The 13,614-nt window shown below is 53.0% G+C and carries 12 protein-coding genes; 5 read left to right on the forward strand and 7 right to left on the reverse strand.

Annotated features, from left to right (window positions below):
* Nucleotides 1-458: 458 nt before the first annotated feature.
* Nucleotides 459-638, reverse strand: a complete 180-nt coding sequence (locus KGP17_RS16625; protein WP_141234382.1) for a hypothetical protein — start codon at nt 636-638, stop codon at nt 459-461.
* A 202-nt stretch (nt 639-840) separates the two neighbouring features.
* Here KGP17_RS16625 and ydgT point away from each other — a divergent pair, with 202 nt between their 5' ends.
* The 3 genes from ydgT to KGP17_RS16640 all read left to right on the forward strand — a co-directional run bounded on the left by ydgT (nt 841) and on the right by KGP17_RS16640 (nt 3,086).
* Nucleotides 841-1,056: a transcription modulator YdgT gene (gene ydgT, locus KGP17_RS16630; protein WP_021180917.1), complete on the forward strand. Its 216-nt coding sequence runs from the start codon at nt 841-843 to the stop codon at nt 1,054-1,056.
* 152 nt (nt 1,057-1,208) lie between these two features.
* Entirely contained in the window at nt 1,209-1,619 is a 411-nt protein-coding gene (uspC, locus tag KGP17_RS16635) for a universal stress protein UspC (RefSeq protein WP_021805726.1), read from the forward strand.
* A 435-nt stretch (nt 1,620-2,054) separates the two neighbouring features.
* Nucleotides 2,055-3,086 (forward strand): NADP-dependent oxidoreductase, encoded by a 1,032-nt coding sequence (locus tag KGP17_RS16640; protein WP_021805727.1) that lies wholly within the window; start codon nt 2,055-2,057, stop codon nt 3,084-3,086.
* A 55-nt stretch (nt 3,087-3,141) separates the two neighbouring features.
* Here KGP17_RS16640 and kynA read toward each other — a convergent pair whose 3' ends face one another.
* Nucleotides 3,142-3,984: a tryptophan 2,3-dioxygenase gene (kynA, locus tag KGP17_RS16645; RefSeq protein WP_065683353.1), complete on the reverse strand. Its 843-nt coding sequence runs from the start codon at nt 3,982-3,984 to the stop codon at nt 3,142-3,144.
* A gap of 179 nt (nt 3,985-4,163) precedes the next feature.
* On the reverse strand, nt 4,164-4,931 hold the full coding sequence (locus KGP17_RS16650) for a phytanoyl-CoA dioxygenase family protein (protein WP_059202053.1): 768 nt from the start codon (nt 4,929-4,931) through the stop codon (nt 4,164-4,166).
* 245 nt (nt 4,932-5,176) lie between these two features.
* Between KGP17_RS16650 and KGP17_RS16655 the strand changes: the two genes are divergently transcribed.
* Nucleotides 5,177-6,004 carry a helix-turn-helix domain-containing protein gene (locus KGP17_RS16655; protein WP_059201121.1) on the forward strand — a complete coding sequence of 276 codons (828 nt, stop codon included), beginning with the start codon at nt 5,177-5,179 and terminating at the stop codon, nt 6,002-6,004.
* Between the two features lie 102 nt (nt 6,005-6,106).
* Here KGP17_RS16655 and mgtA read toward each other — a convergent pair whose 3' ends face one another.
* The 3 genes from mgtA to KGP17_RS16670 all read right to left on the reverse strand — a co-directional run bounded on the left by mgtA (nt 6,107) and on the right by KGP17_RS16670 (nt 11,049).
* A complete protein-coding gene (gene mgtA / locus KGP17_RS16660) occupies nt 6,107-8,806 on the reverse strand; it encodes a magnesium-translocating P-type ATPase (RefSeq protein WP_059201122.1) in 2,700 nt (899 codons plus the stop codon).
* 197 nt (nt 8,807-9,003) lie between these two features.
* The gene (locus KGP17_RS16665) at nt 9,004-9,702 is read right to left on the reverse strand and encodes an MgtC family protein (protein WP_021180910.1); all 699 of its coding nucleotides are present in this window, start codon (nt 9,700-9,702) and stop codon (nt 9,004-9,006) included.
* A gap of 474 nt (nt 9,703-10,176) precedes the next feature.
* On the reverse strand, nt 10,177-11,049 hold the full coding sequence (locus tag KGP17_RS16670; RefSeq protein WP_094983072.1) for a LysR substrate-binding domain-containing protein: 873 nt from the start codon (nt 11,047-11,049) through the stop codon (nt 10,177-10,179).
* A gap of 105 nt (nt 11,050-11,154) precedes the next feature.
* On the opposite strand from KGP17_RS16670, the gene KGP17_RS16675 reads away from it, so the two are divergent.
* Nucleotides 11,155-12,567, forward strand: coding sequence for a pyridoxal-dependent decarboxylase (locus tag KGP17_RS16675; RefSeq protein WP_223499669.1), 1,413 nt, complete (start codon nt 11,155-11,157; stop codon nt 12,565-12,567).
* On the opposite strand, the gene KGP17_RS16680 is transcribed toward KGP17_RS16675, so the two are convergent.
* The gene (locus KGP17_RS16680) at nt 12,521-13,258 is read right to left on the reverse strand and encodes a GNAT family N-acetyltransferase (protein WP_059201124.1); all 738 of its coding nucleotides are present in this window, start codon (nt 13,256-13,258) and stop codon (nt 12,521-12,523) included. The two genes, KGP17_RS16675 and KGP17_RS16680, sit on opposite strands and share 47 nt — an antisense overlap.
* Between the last annotated feature and the right edge of the window lie 356 nt (nt 13,259-13,614).

The following is a 13,614-nucleotide window of genomic DNA, read 5'->3' on the forward strand; positions in this document are numbered from 1 at the left end:
AATCACAGAGAAAAAATCTGCCACCCCGCCACTAGCGTAGTTTAAAATTCTGATTGTCATTTAAAAGCAGTTCCTTACGAATAACATCACCCGCTAAAACCACCCCCGACTGAAAAGTAAGATTTAACTTGTGTCGCTGTTTCAATTTTCGACAGGGCAACTCCTGCGGTTAAAGGGGCAGTATTATGGGTTGAACAAGTTAGCAGAAGTAACAATGTGTTTCGTCGCGATAGGGGCAACCAGGGGTAAGTCAGAAAAGATAATGTCAACTAGCATTGGTCGATCAGGAAAGTAGCAAATTGATTTTTACTTAGCATTTTAATTATTACTCAAGCCTCTCCCCGAACGATGATATGGAAAATTCCTAACGCTGCCTAACGTCAACCTGAACAAGCATTAAATCAAGCTTGCTTTATTGTCCAGCCACTTTTCAGCACCAACTGAATTATGTTTTGGCCTTACGCTTCTTCACAAAAATTTTTGCACTCGCCCAATGATAATACATCGGGTATCCACCAGCCAAAACCACTGCCGTTATCATTTTCTTTGCCATGGGCAAAGAAACGCAGCGCTTTGCTGACAAACTCCCCCAGAGCCAATAAGGTAAGATTCCCCCTAATTGACAGTTTATCTGTCAAGATACATTGCCCAGATGCTCGGCACATATTATCATTCGATGGTGCCTCTCCCCCCTAACCGGGGTATTTTGGCTAAGCGTGTTCCATTTACTCACTTTTCTTTTATTTTGCCTGGCGACATCTCTTCATCTTGTGGCGATTTCTGCGAATATGTGAGATTTTTCTTTCCGCTTTAATACTATTAATAGGCTATGTTTTAACTATGACAAGTACCATCGATTACCTGATGACGTTTCGCAAATGTTCCAGCCTGGACAGTCTGGAAAAAGTCTACGACAAGCTGAATTACTCACTGACGGATGACAATGAAATGAGCAACATGTACCGTGCTGCGGATCATCGCCGTGCGGAACTGGTCTCTGGCAAACTGTTCGACCTGGGCAAAGTGCCAAAGTCACTCTGGGCACAGGTGCTTTAATCACCCAGACAGTGATGCGCGCATCTTTTTATCTTTTATGGCGGAATTTTTTCCTTGCCCTGGGGTTTGGCGTTGCGCGTGATACATACCACATTTCTTGCGCAGGCATTGCTCTACCCTTTAAGCACACATTCAGGCAGCGGGAGTAGAACATGGGATATCACAACGTTCTGGTTACGGTGGCCGTCGCAGCGGACAGCCACCGGCTGGTAGAGAAAGCCGTCTCGATCGTGCGTCCCTGCGATGGGAAAATCACGCTAGTCAGCATCATTGCCAATGCCGAGATTTTCCCCGCCCCCATGCTGGGTGACCTGCGTGCGCTGATGGAGGAAGAGACGCTGCTGTTTATGGAAGAACTGTGCCTACGGGCAAACTATCCCAATATCGCTACGCGGATCATCCACGGCGAGTTGGGCGACTGTCTGACCTACGCCAACCAGAAGCAACCCTTTGATCTGGTCATCTGTGGCAACCATAGCGATAGCATGATGAATAAAGTGGCCTGCTCCGCCGCGCGCTTTATCAATACCAGCAGCATTGACGTGCTGATCGTTCCGCTATAACGCACAGTTATCACCTCCCGTTGGCTATTCAGGTGGGCCTCTTTTTTCTTCTAACAAATTAAGTAAGTCGTAAGCAATACTGGCTCGCCAATGAAGCATCGTTTATTCTACAAATCGCCCTTAATATCATCATCAGTATCAATATATGAGATCGGAATTATCGCACTTCTATCAATATACCCAATATCAAATATCACTGTTACCTATGGTTGACAATCAGATTTCGACTGTTATTTTTCATCACGATATAAGAAAGTGGTCAACGAACATTCCGCCACCGCAGCTATTACGCAATATTTTTCAACAAGGTTCCCGCTACGCTTTTTACGTTATCGCATAAGTGCGCACATAACGCTATTTTCCACTGCGACAGATTCACTAGACTAGCCACTACCTGAACGCCTTTCGTTCAACACCGTCGCCAAGGAGTCATCGATGTCTCAGCAAGCGCATAACCGCCGTTTTGTTTTAGCTTCACGCCCACACGGGGAACCGCAGGCAGACAATTTCCGCCTGGAAACCAGCCCCATCCCACAGCCCGCCGCCGGGCAGTTGTTGCTGCGCACGGTTTACCTTTCATTAGATCCCTATATGCGTGGCCGTATGAGCGATGCGCCCTCTTATGCCCCCCCGGTACAGATAGGCGAAGTGATGGTCGGCGGCACCGTATCCCGCGTGCAGGCTTCACAACATCCAGACTTTAACGTTGGGGATTGGGTGCTAGGTTACGACGGATGGCAAAGCCATGCGCTGTCGGACGGCAGCGGCCTGCGTAATCTGGGGGCCAAACTGGATCACCCTTCCCGGTTGCTTGGCGTATTAGGTATGCCTGGTTTTACCGCCTATATGGGGCTGTTGGATATCGGCCAGCCACAGGCGGGCGAAACCTTGGTGGTCGCAGCAGCCAGCGGAGCCGTAGGTTCCGTGGTAGGTCAGATTGGCAAGCTGAAAGGATGCCGCGTGGTGGGTGTGGCGGGTGGCGCAGAGAAATGCCGCTATGTGGTGGAAGAACTGGGATTTGATGCCTGTATCGATCACCGCTCGGCCGACTTTGCGGCCCAACTGGCAGCAGCCTGCCCCCAGGGCATCGATATCTACTATGAAAACGTCGGCGGCGCAGTATTCGATGCGGTTATTCCTTTGCTCAATACCAAGGCACGTATCCCCGTCTGCGGCATTATCGCCCACTACAGCGCGACCGAGTTACCGCCAGGCCCAGATCGCTTGCCGTTGTTACAAGGCCTGATCCTGCGCAAGCGCATCAAGATGCAGGGTTTTATCATCTTCGATGATTACGCAGAAAGCTTCGGCGAGTTTCTACAACAGATGGGGGAATGGGTCAGCCAGGGCAAGATCAAATTCCGCGAGGACGTAGTCGACGGGTTAGAAAATGCCCCTCAGGCCTTTTTCGGTCTGCTAAAAGGGAAAAACTTCGGCAAACTGATCATCCGCGTCGCCGAGGAGTGATCCTCTGTTCAGGGCGCTATGCGCCCTGATACTGCTTCAAACCTAGACAAAGCAGTCAAGCGCCAATCTCGGTGCGTACGTCTAACAGTTCCGGGAAAAAGGTCAACTCTAACGCCTTCTTCAAGAAGCTGACGCCGCTGGAGCCGCCGGTTCCCGATTTAAAACCAATGATCCGCTCGACCGTTTTCATATGGCGAAAACGCCATAGATGGAAGCTTTCCTCAATATCCACCAGCTTCTCGGCCATTTCGTAGGCCGCCCAGTAGGTTTGCGGATTATCGTAAATCAGTTTAAACACCGGTAACAGCTCTGGATTGCGCTGGTAAGGCTGGGTCCAGTCTCGTTCAATGCATGCCTGAGGTACCGCAAGACCGTGGCGGGAAAGATAGCGAAGGAATTCGTCATACAGGCTCGGAGCTTCGAGGATCGCTTTCAACGCGGCATGCTTTGGCGCATCGTCGCTGAAGACGGCCAGCATGGCAGCATTTTTGTTACCCAACAAAAACTCGATCGAACGATATTGATGAGATTGGAAACCTGAAGAGTTGCCCAGCACGCCACGGAACTCCACATATTCCGATGGAGTCAGCGTTTCCAGCACCGCCCATTGCTCAAACAGCAAACGCTGGATCTGCTTTACCCTGGCCAGGATCTTGAAGCAGTGGCTGAGCTTATCCTGCTGCACCAGAGTCCTCGCCGCCTGCAGTTCGTGCAGCATCAGTTTCATCCACAGTTCCGAGGTTTGATGTTGCACCACAAACAGCATCTCATCATGATGTTGCGGGTTGGAAAGTGGCTGCTGGCAATCCAGTAGTCGATCCAGGCACAGGTAATCACCATAGCTCATGCGCTTGGAAAAATCGGTAACGATGGCGCTTTCTAGTTCCCGCTGATTCATATTCTCTCTCCGTGTCGCTCACGCCTTTGGCAAACGTGACGCGCGTTGCTGGTTCGCAAGTGAAGAGAAGACAATAGTCCATTACGGCAACATTAACGTAACAATTAACGAGAGCTGCCTCGCAGATCCGGTGCTGACATTGGATTTAACGGGCGCAGCAGCGCCCCTACTCCGGATACTCAAAGCACATCCAGCAGCCATTTTTGCGCCGGGGTCAGTCGGCTGGCTGTTTCCTCCTTCAGCCAGCGGCGCTGGTCCTGCTGGGCGGTATCTGCACGGTCAATATAGAGTGCGTGCAACACCCGCCGCCGGGTACCGATCCTGTTCTGAGTCCCTCCATGCCAGGTGTGCGCGTTGTAGATCATCACGCTACCGGCAGGGGCTGCAAAGACAATTTCATCGGGATGTGCCAAGTCGGGATCGGCCAACACTTCTTCCGGCAGTTCCGGCCTCAGATGCGTTCCGGCGATGATCCGCGGCGCGCCATTTTCCGCGCTTAGGTCGTCAATCGCCCATATCGCATTGACCAGGTGTACTTTGGGAAAATCGGGGCGCGGCTTTTTCCAGTCGGCATGTAGAGGCTGATGGCCGCCACCGTGCAAAGCTTCGCGAGCATTGAGGCTAGAGACCTTGAACTCACCGTTGAAAATATAGCGGCAGGCAGACAGGATCAGCGGGTGCGACCACACCTTTTCCCACACCACACCTTTATTCACCATGTTGGCAATGCGTGTTGCCGTCGCTTCCTGATGGTGCTCAATGGCCAGGTTATCCCCTTCTTTCTCCACCAGCTCATCAATAAGATTGCGCATCGCCACCAGCCAGTCAGGATCGGCCACGTTGTGCACCACGGTATACCCTAACGTATCAAGCTCCTGCTTCATCTGTGCCGTTAACTCGATGCTGGCTCCTAAAGCCTCCAGGTATATCTCGGATTGACGTTGCATCATGATTTCTCCATTTACTTTTTGATAACATAACGGCAAATTTACTGGAAGCCTGGGCCAAAAACAGGGGGCTTTTACTACGAAATACTGGACACAGATGTACGCCAGCCCAAAATGTGACCTGGGTCATCATTGTGCAAAAGTCCCTTAAATGCCGGGAAATATCACCTTAATTGCGCTGCCCACCTGGGTTTACCATCATTCTTAAATGCATCGTTAACCGCCGAAGCGCACTGGAGATCGCGATGTCTGAAACGCTAGTTACCCTGCTTGAACAGCTGATTGCCCATCAGAATGCGATCCAGGTCAGGTTTCCTGAACCCACTTTTCCCGCTCCGCCCTTGGCCTTCTGCGTGCCTTTTCCGCGGCTTGAGATAGTGCTAGATGGGGAAGTTGAAGATCAGTGTCTACCTTTGGCCAATAACACGCTCTCCAGCTATCAGGTGCTTTATGTCCCCGCGGGCAAATGGAGTTTTCCGCAATGGACCCAACCAGCTACCACGCTGAGTATCTTGTTCAGTAAGCAAAAGCTGGGTTTCAGCCTGCAAAGATGGGACGGGCAAGCGCTGTGTGAAACGCAAAAACAGCACGTTGCGCGGCGTGGGCCCAGAGTCGGCTCATACCTGCTACTGGCGATGAATGAGGTGTTGCTGCAACCTGATGCATTGACCTCGCAGCTGATCTTTACCGGATTGGTCAGCCACTGCCTGGAACAGCTCGCAGGCCAGGGGCAAACCGTCAGTAAAAGCCAGGAGCTGCTGCTGGCCATACAGGACTACCTCGATGACCACGCCGGGCTGCCGCTAACACGGGAAGGCGTTGCCAAACGATTTCATATTACCCCTAACTACCTGTCCCACCTGTTTCAAAAGTCTGGCCCTGTCGGTTTCAATGAGTACATCACCGCGGTGCGCCTCGAGCGGGCGAAAAATCTATTGCGTGGCTATGATCTGAAGATCAAAGAGATCGCGCATAGCTGTGGGTTCGACGACAGTAACTATTTTTGCCGGATATTCAAAAAGCATACCGATCGCTCCCCCTCTGAATATCGCAGACATTGCCGCAGCCTGTAGCAATATTGCTGATTGGCGTAGGGGGACGCATGATGCGCCCCCCTTTAAGAAACAGGCCGATTGAGGCTTATCACCAGGCATTACGCCCGGCGAAAATGTAGATTAGAACCACTTGCCAAAGCGGCGGATGTAGAAACGCTTCATCAATTGCGCCACCACACAGTAGCTGACCAGCGTGGCCACCAGCCAAGGGAAATACTCCCACGGCAGCGGTTGCAACCCGACCCATGCCCCGAGCGGCGAGAACGGAATATAGATACCGAGTGCCATAATAATCCCGGTAGTCAACAACACCGGCAGCGCCGCCGTACTCTGAATAAACGGGATCTTCTGGGTACGCAACATATGCACTACCAGTGTCTGAGACAGCAACCCTTCAATAAACCAGCCGGACTGGAACAGCGCCTGATGTTCTACGCTATTGGCGGCAAACACGAACCACATCAGCGCATAGGTGGTGATGTCGAAAATCGACGACGTCGGTCCAATCCACAGCATAAAGCGGCCGATGTTCTTGGCATCCCACTTGCGGGGTTTACGCAGGAACTCTTTGTCCATCTTGTCCCACGGCAGGGAAAGCTGGGAGATATCGTACATCAGGTTCTGTAACAGCAGGTGGATCGCTAGCATCGGCAGGAACGGAATAAACGCACTGGCCACCAGCACCGAGAACACGTTGCCGAAGTTGGAGCTGGCGGTCATGTTCAGATACTTGATGATATTGCCGAACGTTTCACGCCCTTTGATCACCCCCTCTTCCAGCACCATCAGGTTCTTTTCCAACAGGATGATATCGGCGGATTCCTTGGCGATGTCGGTACCGGTATCGACAGAAATGCCCACGTCGGCATCGCGTAACGCCGGGGCGTCGTTAATACCATCCCCCAGGAAGCCCACGGTGTGGCCATTAGCCTGCAACATTTTCAGCACGCGTGATTTTTGCAGCGGCGTCAGCTTGGTGAATACCGTACGCTGCTCAACCTCACGCATCAGATGGGCATCGTCCATCTGTTCAATCTCCAGGCCGGAGAGCGGGGTTCCCGGTTCCAGGCCAACGTCACGGCAGATTTTACAGGTGATTACAGGGTTGTCGCCGGTCAGCACTTTCACCGCCACGCCATTTTCCTGCAGGGCGGCAATCGCTTCACGAGCGCTCTCTTTTGGCGGATCGAGGAAGGTCAGCAGGCCTTCGATCACCAAGTCACGTTCATCCACAATGCTCAGTGGCAGAGTGCAACCTTCCAGACCCAAATCTCGCGTTGCCAGCACCAGCACGCGGAAACCATCTTCATTATACTGGCAGGCCAACGCCTGCAAATCGGCACGGCGAGCCTCATCAAGCGCCAACACCTGCTGCCCGACACGGACGTGAGTGGCAATCTCCAGCATCTCTTCAACGGCACCTTTGCAAATCAGCAGTTGGCGCTGTTGTTCATCCTGCACCACGATTGACAAGCGACGACGTATAAAATCAAACGGCAGCTCATCAACCTTGCTATAGCGCCCCAACGCCTCAACGCCTGGCTGGCCCTGGCCAAAGCGGATCACCGCCTGATCCATCAGGTTTTTCATGCCGCTCTGATGGAAGCTGTTCAACCAGGCTAAATGCAGCACGTGGTTATCCTTGCTGCCATTCACATCCAGATGGTGTTCCAGAATGATGCGATCCTGCGTCAGGGTGCCGGTTTTATCGGTACAGAGCACGTCCATCGCGCCAAAGTTCTGGATCGCATTCAGCCGTTTGACCACCACCTTGCGGCGCGCCATGGCGATTGCGCCCTTCGCCAGGTTCGAGCTGACGATCATCGGCAGCATTTCCGGCGTCAGCCCCACAGCAACCGCCAAGGCAAACAGGGCTGCCTCCGTCCAGTCTCCTTTGGTAAAACCGTTAATCAGCAAGACGATCGGCACCATCACCAACATAAAGCGGATCAGCAGCCAGCTAACGCTATTGACTCCACGGTCAAAGGCAGTTTGCGAACGGGTACCGACGATCGACTTAGCCAGGGAGCCAAAGTAGGTGCGGCCACCGGTCGCGACCACCACCGCCGTCGCCGTTCCGCTGGCCACGTTGGTGCCCATCAGGCAGATATTGGCCAACTCCAGCAGTTCGCTTTCGCTGGAGGCATCGATCTCGCTGGACTTTTGGCTCACGCCGGCCAAGGCATCGTATTTCTCGATCGGAATAGCTTCGCCGGTCAGAATGGCCTGGCTGATAAACAGATCGCGTGAGCTGAGTAAGCGGAGGTCCGCGGGTACCATGTCCCCGGCGGAGAGCTGAATAATATCGCCCGGAACCAACTCACGAATGGGAATTTCCACCGCTATCGCCTGGGTGCTGAAATTACTGCGGCGCAGCACCGTTGCCGTGGTACGCACCATCGATTTGAGTGATTCGGCCGCTTTATTGGTGCGGTATTCCTGCCAGAAGCGCAGCAACCCACTCAACGTAACCATAATCAGGATAATGATGACGCCGGTAAGATCGGTTTCTTCACCGTTTTGCATGGGCAACCAGTAATCGGTAAAGAAACTGATCCCTGCCAACACCATCAACACAAAGATAAACGGGTTGTTAAACGCGCTGACTAACTGCACCAGCGCATGCGGTGCCTTCTCATGGGCAACCTGATTGCTACCAAAATACTGCAAACGCTCCTGGGCATCTTCCTGAGTTAATCCAATGCGGTTACAGTTTAAATTAGCCAACGTTTGATCGAGGCTGTTCTTTGCCTCGAGAGCAATGGCATACGGCTCGCGCTGTTTATCACGGCGGCGGCTATTTTCTTTAATATGGGTCATGATGCTATTCTCTTTTTTTACTTTGCACACAGGGTTACCCCGCCCGTAATAACGGGTGAACATGCACAAAGTGGAATTTACTTTGTTGGCGTTGCTAAAGTAACGCTAATTTCCTTAACTACGCAGTAGTAATAAAGTATCTGGGGTGAGTTTGCATAACACCTCCTTATCACCCTATTGGTGAAGGTTATTTATCGTTAAACGGGTAATTCTGACGCCACGCGCCAATGCACGGCACTCACGCTGCGTTCTAAACTAATACGGCAGACAATGCCCTCAATCTCTTTTTGCGCGGCCGGATTAGCCACAATTTCCGCACAGACTTCCAACTGACCAGGAATGGCAATATCGGCGCTACGCAGCGATTGCAAACGTAATGCCACGCCGTTCAATGCCTGTAGGATCAGGGTACGAACCAGGATTTCATCCTGCTCCCCACAGGTGACCTGGACGCGATAACGCAGCTCCAGATCCACCGCCTGTTGCTGGGGTTGCAGATTAATACGCTGCGCCGCTTCACGCAGCAGGATATTGGCACACAGGATCACCAGGGTGGCGCAGACGGCTTCCCAATGCTGCCCCAGGCCACATAACACGCCGATGGCAGCAGAGCACCACAAGGTGGCCGCCGTGTTCAGGCCGCGGATATTCAGCCCTTCCCGCATAATTACACCGGCACCGAGAAAACCGATACCGGAAACGATCTGCGCCGCAATACGCCCCGCGCTGGAAGGTTCGGTGTCAAAAGAGCTCAGGATAAACACTGCGGCTCCGGTCGCAACCAAAGAATTGGTACGCAAACCCGCCATACGCTGACGCCATTGACGCTCGGCACCAATAACGGCACCCAGGCCCATTGCCAGGAATAAATTCAGGATAAAAGGAGTCATAGCCATGATCTTCCCCTTAATTAATCATTGAGGTTGAATCATGTGCTGTTAAGCACACGCGAAATCGCGCCGATAATTAATCAGCGAGTCAGCGTTTGAGTGCCTGGAGGGAAAAGGCCGTGGTGATGGTTAAATACCATAATCATATCCGAATCAATACGCCCAATGCGCAAGCGCCTCGGGGACAACAATCATGTTCGGGTTTGCACAGCTCGGAATAACTAGAGAGGGGTGCTGCCCGCCGTGTTCGGCAAGCAACAAATCACAGGAGATTGGTCAACTTGCCTTTATTATTTCGCTACTACTGCAACTGTCCAATTGGTTTTCTCCACGGTAATTTTGGCTGGAGTATAGTGACATGAGGTTGTGAAGTAAAGGTTATATTATTAAACGAAGACTAAACCGAATATTCCCCTTATTTAATGACTGTTATAGGAACAATAATATAAGAACGCTAATCGGGCGCCGCAATGCGGCCCCCTACGCTACGAGGCGCTGTTGTAACCAGTTCAGTAACGCTGCCACCTCAGGCGTTAAACCAGCGGCTTGTGGCCACACCAGATAGACATCGCTATCGTTCAAATGCAGCGCAGCCGACAATGGCACCAAGCGCCCTGCTGCAATCGCATCCTTCGCCAACACGGCCTTCACCAGCGCAATACCAAACCCCTGCTCGGCTGCGCGCAGCAGTAACCCTGCATCGTTGAACAGCGCCAACTGTTGTCCACCGCCAATTCTCCCTACGGCGCTAAACCAGCTATGCCAGGGTGTGACGTCATGCTCAAGCAAGGGGGTGTGTGGATCTCCAGCATCAAATGCCTCCTGCCATTGCCTGGCCAGCTCCGGGGCCGCTACCGGCAGCACTACTCCTGAGGCGATACGCTGAGCCTGAACGCCTGGCCATTGGCCATCACCAATGCGGATCGCGGCATCGAATCCTTTACGGCCGAGATCCTGAATCGCCAGCGAGGCGTCAATATCCAATCGGATCCCAGGGCAATCACGATGAAACCCCGCCAATCTGGGCAACAACCAGTAATGCGCAAAGGAAGGCAGTACGCTGATGCGCAACATCTGGCTTTCCGCTATCCGCCTGGCCCGGTCAACGCCCTGTTGCAAAGCGAGTAAGGCAGGCTCAGCTGCTGCCAGCAGTTCGCGCCCCGCAGCATTTAGCCGTACCCCACGCCCGGAGCGGTCAAAGAGTGGATAGCCAATAGCCTGTTCAAGCTGCTGAATTTGTTGGCTAACGGCTCCATGAGTCAGGCTGACGCGTTGCGCCGTGGCACGCAAATTCTCCAACCGGGCAGCGATCACAAAGGTTGGCAAAATATGCAGAGGAAGACGCTCAATCATTACTGGTTAGCCTTACTATCCAAAAGGGTCATTTTTTATCGATATTAGCACTAATCAGGATCGCCTATAGTGAAAACATATTCACCCCGAACCCAAGGCATGACCATGCACCCACGTTTGCAGCAGGATCTCGACGATTTACCCCGCATACTTGACCATACCAACCAATTGGCGCAGGGCTTCCTTGCCAGTTTAAACCAGCGCCCGGTATGCCCGCCGTTGGCCGAACAACAGTTGCAAACCGGTGACGATCGGCTGGCCGAAGAGGGTTGCGGGGCGCTAGTGGCATTAGAAGAGTTTTGGCAGCGCTATGAGGCTGGCCTTTCCGGCAGTGCCGGGCCGCGTTACTTTGGCTTTGTCACTGGCGGTAGCACGCCTGCGGCGCTGGCTGCCGACTGGTTGGTTAGCACTACCGACCAGAATAGCCAACTGAGCCATGATACCGTGGCGGCCGCGATCGAGCTGGCAACGATTGAGCAATTGAAAACCCTGCTGCAACTGCCCGCCGACTTCAGCGGTAGCTTTGTCAGCGGTGCCACCATGGCCAACTTCACCGGGATTGCCATCGGCCGCCAGTGGCTAGGGCAGCAGCGTGGGATCGATGTGGCACAGTTTGGCTTGGCCGCCTTGGGGCCGATTCAGGTCCTTTCTGCCAATGCGCATGCCAGCAGCGTGAAAGCACTCAGCATGCTCGGTATTGGGCGTGATGCTTTAAAGTCTATTGCCAGCCAGGCTGATTGCGAAGCTATTGATATCGACGCGCTGGAGCGTCATCTTGCCGCCACGCCAGATATCCCAACGATAGTGCTCGCCAGCGCAGGTACGGTAAACACCGGCGTTTTCGACGATCTGCCCCGCCTGCTGGCACTGCGTGCACGCTATCCCTTCTGGCTGCATGTTGATGCCGCCTTTGGTGGGATCGCGGCCTGTTCTCCCCGCTTGGCCCATCTGCTGAACGGTTGGCACCAGGCGGACTCAATCACCGTAGATGCCCATAAATGGCTGAATGTCCCTTATGACAGCGCCATTCAATTTACCCGTCATCTGGCATTGCAGATGCAGGTTTTCCAGAATCACTCGTCCTATCTGGAGCCCCCCACGTTGCGCCCAGACAACTATTTGCACCTGACGCCCGAGAACTCGCGGCGTTTTCGCGCCCTGCCCTTGTGGATGGCATTGAAAGCTTACGGCAGCAGCGGTATGCGGGAGATCGTCGAGCGTAACGTGACGTTGGCGCGACGTTTAGGTGACGGATTGGCGACCAGTGAAGGCTTCCGCCTGCTGGCCCCAGTGGAACTGAATATAGTGTGTTTTGCGCTGAAGGGCGTTACAGGCGATGCCACTGCCGCACGCAACAGATTCATCGATCGCCTGGATCGGCACGGCGTGGTGCGCTGCACGCCCACCAGCTATGCGGGCCAACCGGGTATTAGGGCAGCTCTGGTGAATTGGATGACTGAAGAGCAGGATATTACTTTGGCGCTGGCATCAATGCAGGCTTGTCGGGCTGAGGTCTGAAAGTGGCGAGGCTTTGCTTCTGCTGGCCGTCGGTTGTGATATTCAACGGCGATAGCCAGGCGGTAAACGCCTCGCGCAATACCGGCCATTCACCATCAATGATGGATAGCCAGTCCGTGTCGCGGTTGCGCCCCTTTCTGGTCATCGCCTGACGAAAAGTCCCCTCAAAGGTGAAGCCCATACGCAGTGCAGCCTCGCGAGAGGGGGCATTCAGACGATCGCATTTCCATTCGCAACGGCGAAAGCCCAAGTCGTCAAAAGCGTGCTTGAGCATCAGAAAGATGGCTTCACTCCCCATCGCACGCCGCTTCATCAAGGGTGACCAGTTGATCATCCCCAATTCAACCACCCCGTTGGGTTGGTCGATGTTCAAGAAAGCACAGGTGCCGACCGCTTTACCGGTAGTCGCATCTATCACCGCCAAAGTGTTTCTACCCTGGGTTGCCAGCTGTTGCTGCAAGTACTGCTGGAAAACAGATGGCTCCGTGGGACGTTCACTAGACAGATAGGTCCAGTCGCGCCCATCTTCCGCCAGTTGGTAGGCATGAAACAACTCATCGGCACGGCGCGCGATATCCATCGGCTGCAAGCAGCAGAAACGCCCTTGGAGATTCTGTTTTCCCGGTTCACCCGCAGGTTGCCAGCCCTCAAGCGCTGTACCTATGGGTTGCCCAAACTGATTGTGGTCCACCCGTCCTCCTGGTTGTGAGTTGAAATCGCCTCTAGCAGCATTTCGTTGCCTCTGCGCAGTAAGATACGTCAGGAAAATCGATATGTCGCGGATAAGTTATTCACTGATGAATAATTAACAAATGAAATAATTTACAATTGTTATTTAATTAACGAGCACATGGTTAGCAGAACTACTTATTTTGACTTGATTCCGATCATAAGCTCCTTCCTCAAGCGTATAAAAGTAACTAAGAATCGTTACCATTTAAGCCAATACATTGATACAATCAATTGAATAAGAATACTTAATGGCGTCAGGTGATGAAACAGAAGCAATACTATCAGTCAAAAAACCGCCAACGCTGGCGTCATTGC

Source organism: Serratia sp. JSRIV001, from assembly GCF_019968745.1.
Taxonomy (GTDB): Bacteria; Pseudomonadota; Gammaproteobacteria; order Enterobacterales; family Enterobacteriaceae; genus Chania; species Chania fonticola_B.